Raw genomic sequence first — 19201 nt, 5'->3', positions numbered from 1 at the left:
TTACTTATCCTTAGTAACAGAGCTAACTGTAGTTATACAATAGAGAGAATACAAGAAATAAATTTAGGTAATTACCAGCCCAGAAGTATTGATAAGAAGAAATATGCAAGAAATGAGAGTTATCCCTAGAAACAGGCATAGTATGGGTTCAGTAACTTAGTCACTAATGTGCCCATTCTGAGTTGTTCTATTTTGTAACTTTGCCCACAGATTGGGCAATGAGCGAGTTCAGCGCCGGGATCGTTCCCAATAAGCATTAGGGTACTAAGCAATAAGTCCAGCTCATCTCGATGTTGTGGCTCGAAACAATAGGGGTAGTTTTTACAGTTACAGTTATACATACATCGAGCAATCAATATCCGGCACGATTGTTACTCATGTCGTTATCACCAGCATGCCCACAAAACTCCGCGGAGAGTGAGCGTAAGGATTGGGCCAGTAAGGCAGCATCGACACCAAGCCCAATAAAATCGACGCCTAGCTTCTCGTAATGTCGGGTCATACCGGTATCGACCGATAATAATCCGCAAGCTTTGCCCTTAGATTTAATTTTTAAAATGGCTTGTTCAATTTTGTCGACCACATCTGGGTGGTTGGGTTGACCAATATAGCCTAAGGATGCAGAGAGATCTGAAGGGCCGATAAAAACTCCGTCGAAGTCTTGCAGCTCTAGAATCTTATCAAGCTGCTCCAGTCCTTGCTGGGTTTCGATTTGCAGGATAAGGCAAACATTATCATTGGCTTGCTCAACGTAGTTATTAATACCATTCCATTTCGCGGCTCTTGCCATTGAAGTACCCAGACCTCTCACTCCTTTAGGTGGGTAGTACATGGCATTAATAAGTTGTTTAGCTTGCTCGACAGATTCCACCATGGGAATCAATAGTGTCTGGCACCCTAAATCGAGCAACTGCTTAATATTGCTGGTACTGCCTTCCGGTGGGCGCAACAACGCACTGCTGGGATATGGGGCCAAAGCTTGCAGCTGCCCTTGAATATCTTTTAGGGAAAAGGGCGCATGTTCTGCATCAATTAACAGCCAGTCGAAGCCTGCTGTTGCCGCAATTTCTGCACAAATAGGATTGGGTAGTCCAAGCCAAAGACCGAACTGGCAGTCGCCGCTATTGAGCTTTCGCTTAAATTGATTTTCTTCTAGTTGCATTATCGCTCGCCTTGTTTTATCCCAGAAATTTTGTACTCGTAGCCGAGGGCGCTATACAAAGTGGCAGGAGATTCCGCCCAATGGGCCGTAATCAGCATGAACCGTGTCACCCGCTTTTACGGCTATCGGCGCTGTAAAGGAGCCCGATAAAATGATTTGCCCAGGCTTTAAGCTTACCCCGTGTGGCGCAAATCGTTTTGCTACCCAGCTAACCCCATTAGCAGGATGATTGAGAACGGCAGCAGCCAAGCCGGTCTCTTCCAGCAAACCATTGAGATACAACAAGCCGCCGCACCAGCGTAGATCTTTAGCATCGGGTTTAATAGGGCGGCCGCCCATAATAATTCCTGCGTTGCCTGCATTATCGGCAATAGTATCTTTTACGGTGCGCTTATATTGTGTCTCTGGGTGAACGCGATGACTTCGAGCAGCGATAATTTCTAATGCTGGCACCACATAATCAGTGGCATTGAGCACATCAAAGACAGTGACATTTTCACCGCTAAGCTCTTCTTTCAGAATAAATGCGAGCTCCATTTCAATGCGCGGGTCACAAAATTGACTGACCTCAATTTCGCTACCATCAGCGAAAACCATATCTTCCAGTAGCACACCATAATCGGGCTCCTTAATATTGAGCGCTTTCTGCATGGCCCTGGAGGTGTAACCAATTTTATAACCGACTACCCGCTGGCCATCATCGATTTTACGCCGTACCCATTTCTCTTGGATGGCATAGCTATCACTAATAGTCATTTCTGGGAAGCGTAAACTAATCGGATCTATAGGCTGAGCTTGACGTTCGGCTTCATAGAGTTCCTTGGCGGCTTGCTTAATTTCGGAAGTTGATAGTGTTAGCTGTTCGCTCATAATAATCACTGTATAGGGTGCAAGTTTTCACGTGTTTGTTTTCTGAAAGAGGGCTTAGGGCTCTGCAAGATAAGTTCTGAGGTTGTTCTGATTAAACTTTAAGCTCGCTGGCAATTCGTTCATTTCGAAGGATATGGCCAAAGCTCTCTGTTCGTAAAGTTCTTTTAAGTGATTACTAAGCGCTGCAAAAATTGCATCGGCCGCCGTTTGTTTTTCCGCCTCACTTCGACCAGCGCCAAGGCGAACTTCCAAATGGATAAAGGCAAAATCTGGATCGCCATTAGCCACTCGAAAATGCTCACAACAATGAGCACGACTGCGCAAGCCCGCTACTGGAAAAAGCCCAGTATCAAGGGCCGCCTCATGTAAGGAAGCAAACAAGTGTTCAAACTGCAGTTCGCCAGTACTAAGGTTACTTGAATATTCAAGAATAAAGTGTGCCATTTTTTGTATCCTAGAGCGTAGATTTTCAGGTAGATGCATTATTCAACTGGAAAGACGGCATTAATCTGCCCAGTACCTGAACTTCCAAAGTAGGGCGTTACTACTTCTACTTGGCCCTGATATTTATCCCAACCTAATACGCCTAATAACATTGCCGTATCGTGCATAAAGCCTTCGCCGTGACACTTTTCAGCGTATTCAGGCAGCATTTGGGTAAAGCGCTCCCACTCGCCGTTTTTCCACATATCGATAACTTCTCGATCGGTGGTTTCTAAAAACTCAGACCAAACTCTAAAAAGATATTCTTCAGATACGCCGTTCTGCGCAAAACGATGGGATAAGGAGCCCGATGCGAGTATCGCCACATTGCCGTCATAGTCCTTTTCGATTGCCTCGCGAAAAGCAGCGCCAAGTCGTCGACTGTCTTCTAAGTTGTGCACTTGGCACATAGCCGAAACAGAGACCACCTTAAAATGATTATCGTCGTTCATATACCTCATTGGCACTAGGGTGCCGTACTCTAAAGGCAAACTGGTATCGCTGTGGGCTCGGGTGACAACTCCAGCCTCTGTTGCGGCATCCGCTAAAAGATGACCTAGTGCTTTATTGCCCTTGTAGTCGTAGGGAAGATTTTTAATAAAATGGGGCAGTTCGTTACTGGTGTATACACCTGAAAAGGTCTCGGCGCAGTTAATATGGTAGCCCGCATTTACCAGCCAGTGGGTATCAAATACCAGCAGTGTGTCGACGCCTGCATCACGACAACGCTGCGCGATTTCTTTGTGACCGTTGATGGCCGCTTCGCGACAACCTTTATTGGGCCCATCCATCTCGGAGAGATACATGGAAGGAACATGAGTAATTTTTGCTGCTAAAGATATTTGCCCCATGTTAATACTCCTAGTTTTGAATTTCTGTTTTTAGTGTGTCATTAACACTTGGCGAACCATTCGTTGTTTGTTCGTTTCGTGTTTGTTGGTCACGTAGATTTCGAAATGGCCAAAAACCAAAGAAATCGCTGAACATCACAATCAATGGAAAGGTAATCGCCAGCATAGCGTTTGCCAACCAAAGTTCTAGCTGATAGTCAGGTAGCCCAGAATTGATATCTGGATTTAGCCACTGGGCAAAGGCTTGATAAATCAGCTGCATGGCAAAAGCCAATGCCAGTGCCAAGAGCGCTGAGAGTAGCGCTTTGATAATCGCTCGCTGATTTCCAAATAGGCTATTCTCCAAGAGATTAAGCACAATGAAAGCTCCGAAAATAAAGCTGACCGGGCCACGTACCATATACTTAACAGGATCAAATCCCGCAAGATAGACAAAACCATAAAAGGGAATTGCCGCTAAGGCCAATATCCAGAGGCTATTAACAAAGGCCGCTTTAGATCCCTCAAGGGATAACTGGTTAATTGGGTAAAAGTCGAGTAGCAAGCACAGCATTATTATGGCGACGGTGGTAACCAGATAGGCTAAAACTGGCCAGGCTGAAAATAAACCGTCTGTTTCTAAGCTGCTAATATAGATATCTGCTCCCGCCAAAAAGTGAAAGTTAAACAGACTGACAAAAACGCCGTAGGCTAAAACATAGGCTGAACAGAGAATAACAATACCTAAGGCAATCGGAGACTGGATTATTGCGGGAAAGGGCCAAGCATTCCAAGCCACCATAATCCAAAATGTAGCGATAACAGTGACAATTGTTAGCATCATCAGTTGGGGTGTTGGGCCAAAACTTTGCCCAGCTAAAAAGTGTAAGGCGGAGCCAAAGATTAATCCACCTAACAGGCTGATGGCGGTTTGAATACCGCCTTTTCGGACGGTTGGCGTATTTTCTAATAATGGCCCCCACACAAAGGCAGCGATGATTTGGGTTGGGATACAGGCCATTACCGCAAAAGAAAGCCAGCCCATAAAAAATGACGGTTCTGATAAAGCAATTATTCCTAGTGCGAGCGCTGCAATTATCGCTGTGCTGACTAGGCCTAAAATCGGTTGTTTCATAATGGTCTCATGCTCTGGTTTCGATACTAAAAGCTAACCACGTCTTATCGTTAGCTATCACTTCAATGGTAACTAGCCACCCAAGACCGGTACCTTGTGAGTACCATGCGCAATACATACGTTTTTGGTTTCCATATAAAAATCAAAACTATAGTCACCACCATCACGGCCAATGCCGGACATTTTTATGCCACCAAAAGGTGAGGGCAGATTGCGATTATTTTCTGAGTTAACCCAAAGCATTCCGGCTTCTACCACTCTGGCCATTCTCATCGCTCGACCACTGTTTTCTGTCCATATATAACCTGATAAGCCATACTCGGTATCATTGGCTAAGGCGATGGCCTCGTCTTCGGTATCAAAAGCGATGGTAGTTAATACCGGCCCGAAAATTTCTTCACGAGCGATTCGCATGGTGTTATCCGCGTCGGTGAATAAGGTCGGGCTAACATAATTACCATCCCCTAGATCTTTACGAGCTACACCACCCACTTTTACCGTTGCGCCATCTTGCTTAGCGATATCCATATAAGACATGACTTTTTCATAATGTCCTTTGTGCACAAGTGGGCCCACTTCGCTCGCTGGGTCGAGCGGGTGACCAATGCTTAGGTTCTTGACTCGCTGCTCAAGAGCCGCTAAAAATTTATCCTTAATACCGCTTTGAATGAGCAAGCGGCTGGAAGAAGTGCAGCGCTGACCATTTAAGCTATAAATCATAAAAACGACGGCATCTAAAGCGCGCTCGAAATCCGCATCGTCAAAAACGATGACTGGGTTCTTACCACCAAGCTCAAAATGCACACGCTTTAAAGTATCGGCACCTTGGCGCATGATGTGGCTGCCCGTCGCACTTTCACCTACCAGGGCCACGGCTCGTATAGCTGGGTGTTCACTGAGTCGCTTACCTACTGTTTCGCCGTACCCGTTGACGGTATTCCAAACACCTGCTGGTAAGCCGGCTTCCTGAGCTATTTCGGCCAGCAACATAGCACTTAACGGGGTGAGCTCCGCTGGTTTATGAACGATGGTGCAGCCGGCTGCTAGGGCCGGTGCAATTTTCCATGTCGCCAACATAAATGGCGTGTTCCAAGGTGTGATAATGCCAACAGGGCCGATTGGGCTGCGAAGGGTGTAATTGGTATGTTCAGCTTGGTGAAGTGCTAAGCCATTTTGGGCCTCTGGGGCTTTATCGGCAAAGAATCGAAAGTTAGCAGCTCCTCGGATAGCCGCCTGTTTCATAAAGCGAATCGCCTGGCCGCAGTCAGAGGATTCTACTAGGGCTATCTCTTCAGCTCTGGCCTCAATCAAGTCGGCAAAATGATTCAGCAGTTTTTTGCGCTCCTGGCCGGGCATATCTCGCCATTCGGGAAAGGCGTCTGCCGCGGCTTGGCAAGCCGCATCCATATCCTCTGCAGTGCCAGCAACAACTCTACCCATGCTCTGATTATCGCTAGGGCTCAGGTTTTCATAAGTTGTAGCATTGTTCGGCAAGACAAATTCGCCATTAATAAAATGGCCCGTGCTCTGGCTGTTAAAGCGCTCTAGATAGCGTGCTGCCGATTCTTTGTTCTGAGCAAAGCTAGACATGGTAACTCCATGGATTTGATTAACGTGTTATTTAAGTTAACATGTTAATTATATTCGCTGCAAGCCCATTTTTATTAGCTAATAATGCGCTAAATAGGCTGCCGAACTTGCCATTCCCCTTGGGTTTAAATTAACATGTTAATTATAAATTGCTTTCAAAGGTGGAAAAATGCGTTTTATTAGCTTTAAAAAAGCGGGCGAAGTTAGCTGGGGCGTGCTCAAAGAGGATGGAATTGTAGATTTAGGTCAAAAACTCGGGGGAAGCCTGTTTTCGGCCCTTAGGGAGGGGCGTTTAGAGGAGGCCAAATCGCTTGCAGCTGATGCCAGCACCGATTGTGCATTATCTGACGTTGAGCTGTTGCAGCCGGTGTTAACACCAGAAAAGATCGCCTGTATTGGTGTGAACTATGCAAATCGCAATGCCGAATACAAAGATGGCTCTGAACAGCCTAAGTTTCCTAGCTTGTTTATGCGCACGAGCGACTCCTTTACCGCGCACAGTCAGCCCTTGTGGCGGCCACCTGAATCCAATCAGTTAGATTATGAGGGTGAAATTGTCATTATTATTGGCAAGGAGGGACGTCGTATTGCGGAGGAAGACGCCTATGAACATATTGCCGGGCTGAGCATTATGAACGAGGGCACCTTGAGAGATTGGGTACGTCACGCAAAATTTAATGTTACCCAAGGTAAAAACTTTATTAATTCCGGCAGTATTGGCCCCTGGATGGTTAGCGCCGATGAATTTACCGCCGAGCAGTACGAAGATATGCGCGTGCGCACCTGGGTAAACGGTGAATTACGCCAAGATGACACTACCGCTAGTATGATGTTCCCCTTTAAATATATCATTAGCTATCTTTCGAAGTTTTATCATCTTAAACCCGGTGATGTCATAGCTACAGGTACGCCCAATGGCGCTGGAGCACGCTTCGATCCTCCAAGGTACTTAGTACCGGGAGACGAAATTAAGGTAGAAGTAGAAGGGGTGGGCACCTTGGTAAATGGGGTGATCGACGAGCCCCTGTAATTGCCCGCACTACTAATGCTGCGGGATACTGAGGATCTATGAACGACAGTTTACGCAGTTTTGACCGCTCCTTGCCCATGTCTTTATTGCGGGCAAGGGAAGCGGTAATGAAAAAGTTTATGCCGGCACTAAAAGCCCACAACCTCTCCGCACAACAGTGGCGAGTAATACGAGCATTGCAGGCCGATGGCGATATGGATATTTCTGAGCTTGCAGAGGCCTGTTATCTATTAAAACCCAGCTTAAGTCGAATTATTCAGAACCTTGAATCAAGAAATATCATTTCTCGCTCTAGCTCTTCTAGCGATCAAAGACGATCGCTGATTTCCTTAACCGATGTTGGGCATCAGCTATTTGTAGAGATTGCACCAAAGTCCAGCGAACGATACGAATTTATTAGCCAGCGCTTTGGCCCGGGTAAGCTAGAGTTACTGTATGAATTACTCGATGAACTGGTCGAAAAGATCGAGGACTAAGTGAAAGCCGTATCTAAGGGTAGAACCATAGCGGCGTTTCAAAGCTGGGCGATTGATTGATCCTAATATCACTAAACTCACCCTGCAGCTGAACAGAATTGCCTTTAAATACGGTAAAATTTAAAGGCCAGTTCAAGCCACAGCTGATCTTTTGATAATTGCTTTCGGCTACATAGCTTCCATCATCAAACAGCACCTTGCGTATTTGGCCGCTCTTCAGGTCAACACCAATCGGCGGTGACTGAGTCTTTCTAAGCTTGAATATCCACCAACTCTCGTTCGGGTGTTCGGCTACTTCCAAAGGACCAATAAGTTTTAAATGTTTGTTTCTTAAAAGGTAGAAAAAGTTAAGCTTCATATTTCCTGCCAAGCTTTTAACTTCTTTGCGGCTCAAACGGATCACATTTTCATTCACAAGCTTAATGGCATGCTGGCCTTTGAGCATTGACAAGCTTCCATCGGTATCTTGTTTAGCGATGGTTTTACGGGCAAATGAGTAAAAGCTTCGGCTACTCTTTGTTGGCTCCTGCGGAGCGCGAATAGTAAGTTTCGCCTCGAAGCTGCGTAGCCCTTGAAGCGCCTCTTTGCCGCCAAAGGCTTCTCGCAGCTTGTTTTTTACTAGCTCGGCTGATGGGCCATTAGCGAGCTTTTTGTACTCAGCAGTAAGCTGCTCTGTATCCTTAGCATAAGAGTTAAAGCTAAGCAGAGCGCTTATAAAAGAGACTAGCAGTAGTTTGAGGATAGGGGGCTTGCACAACATGATCGTACCAAATGTAAACAACGACCATACAGTAACAAGATTTAAGGGGCGCCCAAAGAGGCTAAAAAGCGTTCTGGCGCATTATTGCTGTGGCTAGTCTCATTTGGTTCTTGTACCGCTGTGTGATAAGCCAATGGGCGCCTTCAACATCGTTGAAGGCGCCCCAAATTTGGGTTGCCAGCCAACTTAGCTAGCCTTAGCTAGCGGATGTCGCCTTAGAATCAGATTCAAGTAAGTTAGACATCTCAAGCGAGCGCTTTTTGCTTGCCCCTGCCAGCACTAGCAAACCGGCCAATATTCCCAGGTTCTTGATAAAGTTCTGTAGCTCGTGCTTGGCCTCAATGCCTTCAAAATTCCAAAAATCATGCAGCATAAAATTAACCAATAGCACATAGGTTGCAAAACCCAAGGCGACCAAGCGAACATGACGGTTGGCGAGCAGCAGAACTGCACCGCCGATATTGGCGATACCGGCCAGTATGAGCATTAGCTCTGCTGCGGGAACACCATGGCGCTGCATTAGCCCTAGGTGCAACTCAAACTGCAAAAATTTCATGAGACCGGGTAGTAGGAAGTAGAGGGCGATCAGGATCTTGCCGCTGAGTATTAGCTTACTGTTTGTTGTGTTGGACATGGCTAGCTTCTCTTGTGTTTTATTTATTTTCTATTTATGTTTTATTTAATATCGCTTAAATTAGCTTTAGATTATTTTTTAAGTTTCTCTAAATAGCGCATGGTACTTTGCTGATATTCTTCTTCGGTAAAGGACCATTGCTGCAAATCAGCATCTGCCCAGCCCAATTGCATGCCTGATTGGCTCCGAGCTAAGGCAGAGAACATAGATCTTGTCATAGCCAGTGAAGCGGCAGGCATTTCCAGTAGTTCTTCAATAAAACCCTGGGTTTCTTTGCCCAATTGCTCAGTTTGAAAGCGGCGCTGGGCCCAGTTGACCTTGAGTAGCTCTTCGGCATTAACTCTTTTAGCCGTCATCACCCAATCTCTAGCTACCGGCAAGCCCACTTCTCGAACCAATAAAGGGGTGCCATTCCAGACATTGGGTATCCCCATGGCAACCTCGGGTATGGATAGAATGGCATTATCTGCCACCAGGCGAAAGTCACAGGCCGTTGCGAGAAGGGCGCCGCCACCAATCACAAAGCCTTGCATGCTTGCGACGGTAACTTGTGGGATACGGTCTAGCTGCTCGAGAACACGCTGCCAGGTAGATGTTCGGTTTCGCCTCTGCGACCAAGAGCCCTCTACCTTAGGGTATGAGGTCGTTTTAAGGTCGGCGCCAGAGCAGAAAGATTCACCCTCACCAGTAAAGAGCAATACGCGGATGTCTGGCCGCTCCATTAGCTCATCAAGCAGAGTCGATATTTTCTGTCGGATACTATCGTTTAAGGCATTGCGCTGTTTAGGTCGGTTAAGATGCACCCGCACTAGCTCTTGCTCGTAACTAATAATGACGTCGTTATTACCCATGACTTTCCCAACTCTCTATGCGTCAAAAACTAGATCCTTTGTCGAAGCATATACGGCCTCGAGCTAAATCTGGCTCAATTGGCTATTAAGCCACAGTCCGGTCGTCTCAACACTGGTAAATAAGGTCAATTCATAGGCTAAAGCAATACCGAGGAGAAAGTAGATAGGTAGATATTTAGGCAGGCAGTATTCGCAACATCCAATCAAAGAGAAGTTTCGTCTAAAGCTGAAAATCAATAAAAAGTAATTTTTTAACGGAGTAAAGAGCAGGTGAAAAGAAAAGTTTATATAGATAAAAACAAGATTGGCGCTTTAGCTTGGCTGACAATTGTCTTTAGCAGTATCAGCTTTGCGAGCAGCCCAGCACAAGTTATGCCGATAAGCGTATTCCACTTTGCCAACCCTGGCTTAGATAAAGTAAAAACTGAAGTATTGGATGTTACAGATGAGGAAAGTCAATCCTATCTAATCGGTTTAAGCAAAGAAATTTCCAAAGGCTATAAGCCAACTAAGGTTCTTTTGGAATGTAGAAAAGAACAGCAGACCAGCCTAAACGAATTTTACAGAAATTATCTTGCCAACAAACACCAGCTAAGCATTAACGAAAATCAGCAGCTAGGTTTTCGAATAGCCAAGCAATCTGGCTTAAAAAATATCATTTGTTATGACGAGCAAGAAGTGCACTGGCAATCTAGCTCGGTCTTTGAAGAAATGAGCAAGCATGCGCCAGCAATCGGTCAAAAAGTTAATAAGCAAATTGAAGAAATGAGCCTGGAAAGCAATCGGCTTCATCAAACAGAAAGTCTTAAAACTATTCTACGTTTTAACAACACTGTGGAAACTGAGCGAAAGAACAAAGCACTTTACCTACTTTTAAACGAAGTAGGGGCATTTGGCAGTTATTCTGGCGCCGATTCGACGGCTAGCTGGTGGCATCGAAACTTTAGAATGTACGCAAACTTACAACAACAGGCCAAAGCAGGGCAGCGAATAGTTTTGATCGGCGGAACAGGTCATACGGCAATTATTAGGGGTTTGTTACAGATAGATAGTGAACGAACACTGGTAAACCCACTGGATTACTTGTAGCAAAGCACCGTAAAAAGCTAGATTATTTAAAACACTCTCAAAATATTCTCGACAAAAAGCCAACAATATTTAGACCTGTTGGCTTATTTACCTGCAGTACCGTTTTTAAGACCTTTCGTCTTGATATTCCTAAAACTCACTCCAGATATACTGTCATTTGTGGTAGCTTTTAAGCTGAAATAAAAGGAGCGTTTTAAATGGAATTTAACGTTGTTTTTAAAGAGTTAAGCTCAGGCAAGATCGTCTATGGCGTAAAGGATGTTTGCCAGATTCAAGTGGCAAGTTCCTGCCCTGAAAGGCAGCGGTATTGGCTACTTAGCGGTGAATGCCTTAGAGGCCCTACAAGTGGTGGTATCTTTCTAACTCCTAGAAGGGCTTATCAGTTACTCCTCGAACAAAACCCCTCATCCCGAAAAAGAGAAATAAAGCGTCAGCTTGACCTTTTTAATGGTATTGAAACCCCAGAAAATCAAGAGCTTAGAGTAGATTGCCCTAAATAAAGCTCCTGCAAACGCCAGCCTACTGGTAATAGCAATGACTGATAGCTTAAATAACAATAAATTCTAAGTTGTAGAAATGTATGCCTAAACAATCTTTATCAATCACTTTTAGGCTGCTAGCATTACGTGTTAAACATCTGCTTCGAGAAGTGGAAGACTTGTCGTCTTATTAATAGGGTTTTTTAATGTCTTCTGCACGGCTCAAGGAAACAGCAATCTAGAATGTAGAGTTTTTTTGCTTGAGCGCTTAATCATTGATGATAATGAGCTTGGGTGAATTCTACTGTGTTAGCCCTTACCACTTAGAGTAATTTTAATCATGACGTCTTTATCAAATGGATTTTTGATGCAGGTGTTAAATACACTCGGCAATAATATCGCAGTGCTCGATGAGCATTTTAATATTGTTTTAGTCAATGATTCCTGGCGAAATTTCGGCTTTGAGAATGGACAAGCACTAGATTTCGAGTGGCTGGGCATCAATTATCGTAAAGCCTGTATAAACGCCGCTGAAGACGGTGATGAATTTTCGACGCTTGTGTTGAAAGGGCTTGACGATATTTTGAGCGGTAAAATCGATCAGTTCAATATGGACTACCCTTGTCACTCTGCGTCTGAAGATCGTTGGTTTAATATGCAAATTGAATCGTTTTGCATGGACGCAGACAAGTACTTTGTCATCACACATAAAAATATTACTCAGCGCGTCAAATTAGAACAAGAAGCTAGAACACTTGCGAAACAAGATCCCTTAACAAAGATTTCTAATCGCAGGGCCTTCGATGATTTTCTTTCAATGCAATGGCGTCAGTGCAAGCGTGATTCCAAACCCCTATCTCTGCTAGCTATCGATCTTGATGACTTTAAATTGATTAACGATCGATGTGGTCATCAATTTGGTGATAGCTGTTTACAACAAACAGCGAAAGTCTTGCGAAAGTACACGGGTAGGGCGTCAGACTTATGCGCACGTTATGGTGGTGAAGAGTTTATCATCGCCTGGGGAAACATGGGACATGCTGATTCCCTAAGGCTGGCCCGCCATGTCCTGCGCGATTTGAATCGCATTAAGATTGTTAACCGAAACGATAAATCGATTGGCAGGCTAACAGCCAGCATTGGACTTTATACCGCTATGCCAGGTGTTCAGCTTACTGAACAGGCAATAAATACAGCCGACGACCTTATGTATAAAGCAAAAGCGCTTGGTAAAAATAGCATTTGTGATGGGCAATGGTCGGCACAGCAAGAGTTGTTTGACGTGTGACGGCCTCACTACTTTTGTAACAACGGTTTACAATTGGCTATTAAGACACTAAAGCTGACACTCCCGACTCCCTAGACCAATAGCCAATGCTATTTATGTTGACCTAAATAAGTCCCTCACTTTTAGCTCCAGTCATCCTTTTTAAGCTAGCCAAGCTGGAGTTAATAAAAAACATGAAAGCCCTGCAATTAGTAAAAACCGAAGACGCGCTTAATATTGAAATAAACGATATTGATGAATCCCAGTTGCCTGATGGAGAAGTTTTAGTTGATGTGGATTATTCCTCGCTCAATTACAAAGACAGCTTAGCCTTAAATGGACGATTACCTTCGATACGTAACTATCCTATGGTGCCAGGTATTGATTTCGCCGGCACCGTGATTGAAAGTTCAAGTGAAGCATTCAGCGCTGGCGATAAGGTCGTCTTAAATGGCTGGGGCGTTGGCGAAAACCACTGGGGTGGTTATGCTCAAAAAGCGCGCGTACAAGCATCACAATTAGTTGCATTACCAGAAGCTTTTACAACTCGCCAAGCCATGGCAATTGGTACGGCGGGCTATACCGCCATGTTATGTGTGATGGCTTTGGAAAAAAATGGCGTCAAACCGGAGCAGGGCGAGGTATTGGTTACCGGAGCGGCCGGTGGTGTTGGCAGTGTGGCGATTTCTATATTATCTAAACTGGGCTATACCGTCGTTGCCTCTACTGGTCGTGCTAGTGAAGAAGCCTATTTAAAAAGCCTGGGGGCAAGCTCAATCATTGATCGCAATGAACTCAGCGAGCCAGGCCGACCTCTTAACAAAGAACGCTGGGCAGCGGCTGTTGATGCAGTAGGTAGCCACACCTTAGCGAATATTTGTGCCAGCTTAAAATACGACGGGGTTGTTGCTGCAACTGGCTTGGCCCAAGGCAGTGATTTACCAGCGACGGTAATGCCTTTTATTTTGCGCGGCGTTACTTTGGCAGGGGTTGATAGCGTAATGGCACCAAAAGCTCGCCGAGAGGAAGCGTGGCGACGTTTGGCTGAAGATTTGGATGTTAGCAAGCTAGAAGCAATGACCGAAGAATTGGGATTGGCTGACCTTGCAGGTGCCACCGCTCAGCAGCTTAAGGGTGTTAAAACTCACGGTCGTACGGTAGTCAATGTAAACTTATAATTCCTGAGTGACTGTAGATATATGAAATAGCTGAGGAAAAAGAAAGAAAAAATAACGCCGCCATTTCTAGATAGAATTGGCGGCTTTATTTGTGCTGCTTTTATATTACCTGCTTCTTAGAAGTTATACTCCAAAGAAACACGAACGGTTCTAGGCTCAATCACATGGTAATGCACATCTTCAACAGCCTCTTGCTCTGAGCCCAGTTTTGATTCGTAGAAATAATCGACATCATGGGCATCGCTATCGCTAAGATTTAATATGTCTGCATAAGCTGTCCAATTCTTGCTTCGATACCCAGCGCGCATATTAAAGATAGAGCTATCACCGGACACGACGCTTCCGTCTTCTACTAGCGGCCTATCGCCAAAGTAGCGCCAGCGCAAGCTGCCAAACCAGCCATTATTTAAATCGAGGTTTAAACCAGCTTGTACAACATCCTCAATGGCACCCGGTATGGCATTTTCGTTACTCGGCGCTTCGCTAAATTCTGCATCGGTATAGGCGTATTCAAGATCTAAACTGAGGTAGTCACTGAAATGATAATAAACGGTTAACTCGATTCCCTGACGTTCAGATTGACCGCTAGCTTCGGTATTGCCTGCATCACCCACAAACAATAACTCGCTATCTAGTTCTAGGTACCAGAGTGCTAAAGAGGCATTGAGTTGCTGATCGATAAATGCTCGCACACCGGCTTCATAACCAAAAGATCTTACCAAAGGGTCTACTGTATCAATCGCTTCGCCATTAGCTGGATCAAGTTTAATCGTAGCGCCACGCACATCATTAGAATGCAAACCTTGACCAGCTGAAGCGTAAAGCTCGTAATTATCAGAAAGGTTGTAAACAACACTGCCTTTTAGGGAAACGATATCGTCATCACCAGAGCCACTATTAGCCGCGAGATTGACGCCATTTTGATTAACGCCTAGACGATCGTTAACATCAAAATCCAAATAGTCGTAGCGTACACCCAGGACTGTACGTAGGTTTTCAGTCCAAGCAATTTTGTTTTCCCAAAACAAACCAAGGCTTTTTTCATCAACGCTATCGCTACGCTTGGCGCCTAGTCGAGTACGTTGCTGTGTTTGGTATAGACCTACCTCAGAAATATCATCGATACGAAGATCAGCACCAATACGATTACTAACCGCAAAGTTGCCCCGGTTCGCGTTTATTAAATGGCTTACATTGGCGCCGTAGATATTACGATCGTCCACTTGCTCAAATTGATCACCGTTAATGGGATCGTCGAGAAAGTAGGTGAAGTTAGACCAAAGATTTAAATCGTAATTGATGAGATACGCCGAAGCCTGAAAGCCGTCTTGTTGCCACTGGGCATTCAGGCTATAGCGGCTGGACTTGCCACCTACCGTATCATCGATAATACCTAAATCGCTGATTAGGCCTTGTTGAACGGCACGCGATGGAATTTGATCGGCACTGTTCCACTCATTATCGTAGGCCATAAAGCTAAGGCTTAGCTCGCCATCGCTGATGGGGCGCGTATGCTTAATGAGTAGGTTTTTCTTTTCTAGATCTTCATCGATACCTTGCCAAGGACCGTCATAGCGATTGGACTCCGCTGCTAAAATGGTATCACCGCCGGCCATTTCGACACCGCCAAGCGCCAGCAAACGTTGGTAGCCATCTTTACCAAGCGTTAGCCCCAGACGTTTTTTATCGCTGCGTTTTAATGTGTTTATTTGTGCGCTACCAGCGCCGCTAAAATCACCTACATCGGCGTAATAGGCGCCTTTTTTATAGGCGATACTTGAAACCGCTTCAGGAATAATAAAATTGAGATCGGTATAGCCTTGGCCGTGTCCGTGGCTGCGCATGTTCACTGGCATACCATCGACAAAATTAGCAAAGTCGGTGCCATGGTCCAGATTAAAGCCCCGCAAGAAATATTGATTGGCCTTGCCGCTACCGCTGTGCTGGGTAACGACCATTCCGGGCACCAGCTCTAAGACCTCGCCAGTTCGAAGTAGGGGCCTTAAGGCAATCTCTTGCTCACCAATAACACCTTCTGATGCCGATATTGCCTTGCCGATGAGATTCGATTGTCGACCTTCGACGGTGATGGTTTCAATTTCTTCACCATAAGCTAGTGAGATTTGGCTTATCGCGACAAATAAGCCGAGAAGTGGTTTTTTCATTTATTCGATTTCAAACAATTGTTAGACTCACGCTCAGTTTATGAGCTCCCATGCCTTACATTCTCTAACAAGAAACGAAAACCGATAATAGATCGAACTTTATGAAATCCATTGGCCTAGGTCTTAGTCAGCTACTGCTTAAAAAACAGGCAAGAAGCCCCGCGCCAAATTTGGGTGAGCGTGAATTAGAGCTATTGAAGATACTTTGGGAGCATCAGCCTCTCAGTGCTAGAGAAGTTTTAGAATACAGCGAAGAAGCCACCCTCAGTCTTAGTACGGTACAAAGCACACTCGAGCGACTATGCCGCAAAGAGATCTTGCACAGAAATAAGCAGGGGCGGCAATATCTTTATCGTGCCGCCGTTAGCCGCAGTACAATTATTGGTCAGCTATTGGGCGATATTGCCGATCAATTTAGTGAAGGTGATATCGAGCCAATGATTTCGGGCTTTGTGTCGTATTTGGATCAGCAAGGCCAAGACAATAGTTTGGCTTCAAAAACCCTTATAAAGCAGTTGCAAGGTAGCGAAGCTGATTCAGAATCAGACTCAAAAGCGAACCCCGCAATGGGTACAGTAAAAGGAACTGAAAAATGATTGAGTTCCTTATACAGTTTGCCTTTTACCTACTAGCATGGCTGCTATTGAGTGTGCTTTTAAGCTGGCTTTCGGCGTTTATCTATCCACTGATTGCGTCGTCGCTAGAGCGGTTTGCACCGGCTAAATCTGCTTTGTTTACTTTTGTATTAGGCTTTATGGCACCACTGAGTGCCTTGTTTAGCACACTTATTCTTACTCACCCAGAAATGGCATTTCCCATTGTTTCCGATCATTGTCATGGCGATGCCTGCAGTCCACACAGCCTACATGTGAGTGTCGATTCCATTATAGGCTCTGGTAGCATCGCCTTCGCACTTGCCACCATCACCTTATTAAGCTTGGGAATGATTTGGCAACTACGTGAGAATCTGCGCTTAAAACGCTTACTGAATATGCTGTCTAGTGCAGAGCGGGGCGGTTATCGCATTGTTGAAGATGCCAAGCCACTGGCGCGTTGTGTGGGCTTATTAAAGCCCAAAGTATTTGTGTCTACCGGTTTAATGGCAGCAAGCGCGGTACAGCAACAAAAAGTTATTATCGCTAGGCAACTTGCCAAGGCGGCGAGCTTTGAGAATTTGCGATACTGGCTCCTTAAATGGGCCACGGTGGCTTGGCCCAAGCCGATAAAGTTAGCCATAAGGCAAGATTTCTTACGTCACAGTGCTAGCGATTGTGATTTGCAAGCTTACCGGGCACTCGGCAAAGACATTAATCAGCAAGGTTTCCTTGAAACCTTGCGGCAGTTATATCAACAACAAGGGCAATCGCTTGATCAGACAGGGTGCCCGCAACGCCTAAACCGCCTTGAGCAAAACTTATCTATCGAAACAGCATTGGTCGCCAATAGTGGGTTGCTGTCTTTTGCGTTACTCGCCACGAGCTTGCTTTATATTTATGCCGCGGTGTTTGTCGGTCATCCATTAGTGGAAGCGCTGGCGCGCTAATACGATTAGCGCGCCCAAATTTGGCTTATCATGCTTCTGTTTTCAGCTCATCATTGATATAACGCGCAGCAAACAGCGTATGCACAATGGCCCAAATCATCGCGGCTGGTATCACGTACAACATGGCATAACGTAAGCTTTCACTGCCCATAGTCGCGGCGAGATAATCGCTTAAAAAACCAATAATTAATGGCCCTAAGCCCAAGCCAACCGCATTTAAAATCAATAGTGTGATCGCTGTGCTCGTAGCCCGCATATTGGTATTAACTAAGCCCAAAACCGTTGAAAGAATTGGCGCCACGTAGGCCGTTAGCATTGCGCCAGGCACAATAAACAACCATAAGGAAAGCTGTGCATCGTTCCCTAACAGCATAAAAAATATAAAGGGAATGCTACTGCCCATCGCTAAAGCCGTTATCCAGCAAAACCACCGCGCATTGTTGTGGCCAAGCTTGTCGGCAAGATAGCCAGTAGCAAAGGTGCCAATGGCACCACCGATGCCTAAAATAAGTGCAAACCAGGTACCTAATGTACCGGTACCTATTTCATGGGTGCGAATAAAAAAGGATGGCACCCAATTAAGCAAGCCATAACAGGCCATGCCGTAGAATGCCGCTGCGGGCATTAAGTGGCGAAAGGTTCCAAAGCCCCATAAGGTTTTAAGAACCTCTGACAAAGAAGGGGACTCGGTTTGGTTTTGGCCTTGCGCAGCATCGTAGCGACCACGTTGCGGTTCCTTTAAAGCAAAGCGCAAAACAATCGCCAGTAAAATACCAGGTAGGCCAACGGCCAAAAACGCCACTCGCCATCCAAAGAACTCGTTTATCCAGCCACCTGCTAGAAAGCCAAAGAGTATTCCGCCGCTAACGCCAAAGTTGTAAATACTTAGAGCCGTGGTTCGCTCCTTTGGTGGGAATATATCTGAAATCATCGAGTAGGCTGGGGGGCTACAGCCTGCCTCGCCAACACCCACGCCAATGCGCACCAATAAGAGCTGCCAAAAGTTTTGCACCATACCACTGATAGCGGTAAAGAAACTCCACACGCCAACAGATACAGAAATAATATTACGGCGCACGCCCTTATCAGCCATACGGGCAATAGGTATACCCATGGACACATAAAACATGGCAAAAGCAAAACCGGTTAGTAGCCCTAAAGCGGTATCAGAAAGGCCAAGCTCGGCTTTAATGGGCTCTTGCAGAATAGTCAGAATTTGACGATCAATAAAGTTAAACGTATAAGCCGCCACCAGCATAGCTAGGGCGTAGCGGCGGGACTTTTTGCTGTCGTATTGACTGTAGGTATTGGGTAGTTCGCTGCTCACAAGGCTTCCTCAACTCACTTATTGTTATCGTTATCTAAAAATCCACCACCCTAAAAATAGGTAGTAATACCTATATGAGCATAAAGACAAAGGTGAGGCCGAGCAAGCCTAGAAGACTTTATATTGTTTATGGCGGCTTATATGTGAGGTGAATACCGAGGAACGATGAGTTTACTAATGCCAAATACTGGTGAGTATTACGTAATAAAAGCTTGACGAGAAATTAGCTATTCGAGGCCATCAAGATTAGGATGAGCGCTTAACACAAGCTTGGTTAGCGTAAACAACGACGTTATAAGCACAGAGCCATGAAATAGACAGCTTTAACAAAA

The 19201-nt window shown here is 45.4% G+C and carries 19 protein-coding genes; 8 read left to right on the top strand and 11 right to left on the bottom strand.

Annotated elements, in window-relative coordinates; translation table 11 throughout:
* Positions 1 to 352: 352 nt before the first annotated feature.
* From Q1A08_RS02255 to hpaE, 6 genes are all read right to left on the bottom strand, one after another.
* Positions 353 to 1162, bottom strand: coding sequence for an aldolase/citrate lyase family protein (locus Q1A08_RS02255; RefSeq protein WP_299769144.1), 810 nt, complete (start codon positions 1160 to 1162; stop codon positions 353 to 355).
* A 51-nt stretch (positions 1163 to 1213) separates the two neighbouring features.
* Positions 1214 to 2032 carry a 2-oxo-hept-4-ene-1,7-dioate hydratase gene (hpaH, locus tag Q1A08_RS02250; protein ID WP_299769141.1) on the bottom strand — a complete coding sequence of 273 codons (819 nt, stop codon included), beginning with the start codon at positions 2030 to 2032 and terminating at the stop codon, positions 1214 to 1216.
* A gap of 54 nt (positions 2033 to 2086) precedes the next feature.
* Positions 2087 to 2476 (bottom strand): 5-carboxymethyl-2-hydroxymuconate Delta-isomerase, encoded by a 390-nt coding sequence (locus Q1A08_RS02245; RefSeq protein WP_299769137.1) that lies wholly within the window; start codon positions 2474 to 2476, stop codon positions 2087 to 2089.
* A gap of 38 nt (positions 2477 to 2514) precedes the next feature.
* Positions 2515 to 3366, bottom strand: a complete 852-nt coding sequence (gene hpaD, locus Q1A08_RS02240) for a 3,4-dihydroxyphenylacetate 2,3-dioxygenase (RefSeq protein WP_299769134.1) — start codon at positions 3364 to 3366, stop codon at positions 2515 to 2517.
* Between the two features lie 10 nt (positions 3367 to 3376).
* Positions 3377 to 4480: a hypothetical protein gene (locus tag Q1A08_RS02235; protein WP_299769131.1), complete on the bottom strand. Its 1104-nt coding sequence runs from the start codon at positions 4478 to 4480 to the stop codon at positions 3377 to 3379.
* A gap of 72 nt (positions 4481 to 4552) precedes the next feature.
* Positions 4553 to 6070 carry a 5-carboxymethyl-2-hydroxymuconate semialdehyde dehydrogenase gene (gene hpaE / locus Q1A08_RS02230; protein WP_299769128.1) on the bottom strand — a complete coding sequence of 506 codons (1518 nt, stop codon included), beginning with the start codon at positions 6068 to 6070 and terminating at the stop codon, positions 4553 to 4555.
* Between the two features lie 169 nt (positions 6071 to 6239).
* Between hpaE and Q1A08_RS02225 the strand changes: the two genes are divergently transcribed.
* Both Q1A08_RS02225 and hpaR read left to right on the top strand, forming a co-directional pair.
* Positions 6240 to 7100, top strand: a complete 861-nt coding sequence (locus tag Q1A08_RS02225; protein ID WP_299769125.1) for a fumarylacetoacetate hydrolase family protein — start codon at positions 6240 to 6242, stop codon at positions 7098 to 7100.
* A 38-nt stretch (positions 7101 to 7138) separates the two neighbouring features.
* On the top strand, positions 7139 to 7576 hold the full coding sequence (gene hpaR / locus Q1A08_RS02220) for a homoprotocatechuate degradation operon regulator HpaR (protein WP_299769122.1): 438 nt from the start codon (positions 7139 to 7141) through the stop codon (positions 7574 to 7576).
* A 13-nt stretch (positions 7577 to 7589) separates the two neighbouring features.
* Here the strand turns inward: hpaR and Q1A08_RS02215 are convergent, their stop codons facing one another.
* From Q1A08_RS02215 to Q1A08_RS02205, 3 genes are all read right to left on the bottom strand, one after another.
* Positions 7590 to 8336, bottom strand: coding sequence for a hypothetical protein (locus tag Q1A08_RS02215; protein ID WP_299769119.1), 747 nt, complete (start codon positions 8334 to 8336; stop codon positions 7590 to 7592).
* A 196-nt stretch (positions 8337 to 8532) separates the two neighbouring features.
* Complete coding sequence (locus Q1A08_RS02210) at positions 8533 to 8970, bottom strand: DoxX family protein (RefSeq protein WP_299769116.1); 438 nt, start codon at positions 8968 to 8970, stop codon at positions 8533 to 8535.
* 71 nt (positions 8971 to 9041) lie between these two features.
* Positions 9042 to 9821: an enoyl-CoA hydratase/isomerase family protein gene (locus tag Q1A08_RS02205; RefSeq protein WP_299769113.1), complete on the bottom strand. Its 780-nt coding sequence runs from the start codon at positions 9819 to 9821 to the stop codon at positions 9042 to 9044.
* Positions 9822 to 10091: 270 nt separating this feature from the next.
* On the opposite strand from Q1A08_RS02205, the gene Q1A08_RS02200 reads away from it, so the two are divergent.
* From Q1A08_RS02200 to Q1A08_RS02185, 4 genes are all read left to right on the top strand, one after another.
* On the top strand, positions 10092 to 10910 hold the full coding sequence (locus Q1A08_RS02200) for a DUF5694 domain-containing protein (RefSeq protein ID WP_299769109.1): 819 nt from the start codon (positions 10092 to 10094) through the stop codon (positions 10908 to 10910).
* Between the two features lie 197 nt (positions 10911 to 11107).
* Complete coding sequence (locus Q1A08_RS02195; RefSeq protein ID WP_299769106.1) at positions 11108 to 11410, top strand: hypothetical protein; 303 nt, start codon at positions 11108 to 11110, stop codon at positions 11408 to 11410.
* A 319-nt stretch (positions 11411 to 11729) separates the two neighbouring features.
* Positions 11730 to 12677, top strand: a complete 948-nt coding sequence (locus Q1A08_RS02190) for a GGDEF domain-containing protein (protein WP_299769103.1) — start codon at positions 11730 to 11732, stop codon at positions 12675 to 12677.
* A 173-nt stretch (positions 12678 to 12850) separates the two neighbouring features.
* Entirely contained in the window at positions 12851 to 13834 is a 984-nt protein-coding gene (locus Q1A08_RS02185; protein WP_299769100.1) for an MDR family oxidoreductase, read from the top strand.
* A 116-nt stretch (positions 13835 to 13950) separates the two neighbouring features.
* Here Q1A08_RS02185 and Q1A08_RS02180 read toward each other — a convergent pair whose 3' ends face one another.
* The gene (locus Q1A08_RS02180; protein ID WP_299769097.1) at positions 13951 to 15999 is read right to left on the bottom strand and encodes a TonB-dependent receptor; all 2049 of its coding nucleotides are present in this window, start codon (positions 15997 to 15999) and stop codon (positions 13951 to 13953) included.
* A 101-nt stretch (positions 16000 to 16100) separates the two neighbouring features.
* Between Q1A08_RS02180 and Q1A08_RS02175 the strand changes: the two genes are divergently transcribed.
* Both Q1A08_RS02175 and Q1A08_RS02170 read left to right on the top strand, forming a co-directional pair.
* The gene (locus Q1A08_RS02175) at positions 16101 to 16595 is read left to right on the top strand and encodes a BlaI/MecI/CopY family transcriptional regulator (RefSeq protein WP_299769094.1); all 495 of its coding nucleotides are present in this window, start codon (positions 16101 to 16103) and stop codon (positions 16593 to 16595) included.
* Positions 16592 to 17542 (top strand): hypothetical protein, encoded by a 951-nt coding sequence (locus tag Q1A08_RS02170; protein WP_299769091.1) that lies wholly within the window; start codon positions 16592 to 16594, stop codon positions 17540 to 17542. Before Q1A08_RS02175 ends, Q1A08_RS02170 begins: the two co-directional genes overlap by 4 nt.
* A 28-nt stretch (positions 17543 to 17570) precedes the next feature.
* Here Q1A08_RS02170 and Q1A08_RS02165 read toward each other — a convergent pair whose 3' ends face one another.
* The gene (locus Q1A08_RS02165) at positions 17571 to 18869 is read right to left on the bottom strand and encodes an MFS transporter (protein WP_299769089.1); all 1299 of its coding nucleotides are present in this window, start codon (positions 18867 to 18869) and stop codon (positions 17571 to 17573) included.
* Positions 18870 to 19201: the final 332 nt, after the last annotated feature.

This window comes from uncultured Pseudoteredinibacter sp. (genome assembly GCF_947500695.1).
Taxonomy (GTDB): Bacteria; Pseudomonadota; Gammaproteobacteria; order Pseudomonadales; family Cellvibrionaceae; genus Pseudoteredinibacter.
The sequence above is the reverse complement of the archived record's forward strand: the minus strand, read 5'-3'. Positions and strand labels throughout refer to the sequence as shown.

Coding starts and splice junctions, on each gene's coding strand:
- Q1A08_RS02255 (WP_299769144.1), bottom strand. CDS start 1,162: ATGCAACTAGAAGAAAATCAATTTAAGCGAAAGCTCAATAGCGGCGAC.
- hpaH (WP_299769141.1), bottom strand. CDS start 2,032: ATGAGCGAACAGCTAACACTATCAACTTCCGAAATTAAGCAAGCCGCC.
- Q1A08_RS02245 (WP_299769137.1), bottom strand. CDS start 2,476: ATGGCACACTTTATTCTTGAATATTCAAGTAACCTTAGTACTGGCGAA.
- hpaD (WP_299769134.1), bottom strand. CDS start 3,366: ATGGGGCAAATATCTTTAGCAGCAAAAATTACTCATGTTCCTTCCATG.
- Q1A08_RS02235 (WP_299769131.1), bottom strand. CDS start 4,480: ATGAAACAACCGATTTTAGGCCTAGTCAGCACAGCGATAATTGCAGCG.
- hpaE (WP_299769128.1), bottom strand. CDS start 6,070: ATGTCTAGCTTTGCTCAGAACAAAGAATCGGCAGCACGCTATCTAGAG.
- Q1A08_RS02225 (WP_299769125.1), top strand. CDS start 6,240: ATGCGTTTTATTAGCTTTAAAAAAGCGGGCGAAGTTAGCTGGGGCGTG.
- hpaR (WP_299769122.1), top strand. CDS start 7,139: ATGAACGACAGTTTACGCAGTTTTGACCGCTCCTTGCCCATGTCTTTA.
- Q1A08_RS02215 (WP_299769119.1), bottom strand. CDS start 8,336: ATGTTGTGCAAGCCCCCTATCCTCAAACTACTGCTAGTCTCTTTTATA.
- Q1A08_RS02210 (WP_299769116.1), bottom strand. CDS start 8,970: ATGTCCAACACAACAAACAGTAAGCTAATACTCAGCGGCAAGATCCTG.
- Q1A08_RS02205 (WP_299769113.1), bottom strand. CDS start 9,821: ATGGGTAATAACGACGTCATTATTAGTTACGAGCAAGAGCTAGTGCGG.
- Q1A08_RS02195 (WP_299769106.1), top strand. CDS start 11,108: ATGGAATTTAACGTTGTTTTTAAAGAGTTAAGCTCAGGCAAGATCGTC.
- Q1A08_RS02190 (WP_299769103.1), top strand. CDS start 11,730: ATGACGTCTTTATCAAATGGATTTTTGATGCAGGTGTTAAATACACTC.
- Q1A08_RS02185 (WP_299769100.1), top strand. CDS start 12,851: ATGAAAGCCCTGCAATTAGTAAAAACCGAAGACGCGCTTAATATTGAA.
- Q1A08_RS02180 (WP_299769097.1), bottom strand. CDS start 15,999: ATGAAAAAACCACTTCTCGGCTTATTTGTCGCGATAAGCCAAATCTCA.
- Q1A08_RS02175 (WP_299769094.1), top strand. CDS start 16,101: ATGAAATCCATTGGCCTAGGTCTTAGTCAGCTACTGCTTAAAAAACAG.
- Q1A08_RS02170 (WP_299769091.1), top strand. CDS start 16,592: ATGATTGAGTTCCTTATACAGTTTGCCTTTTACCTACTAGCATGGCTG.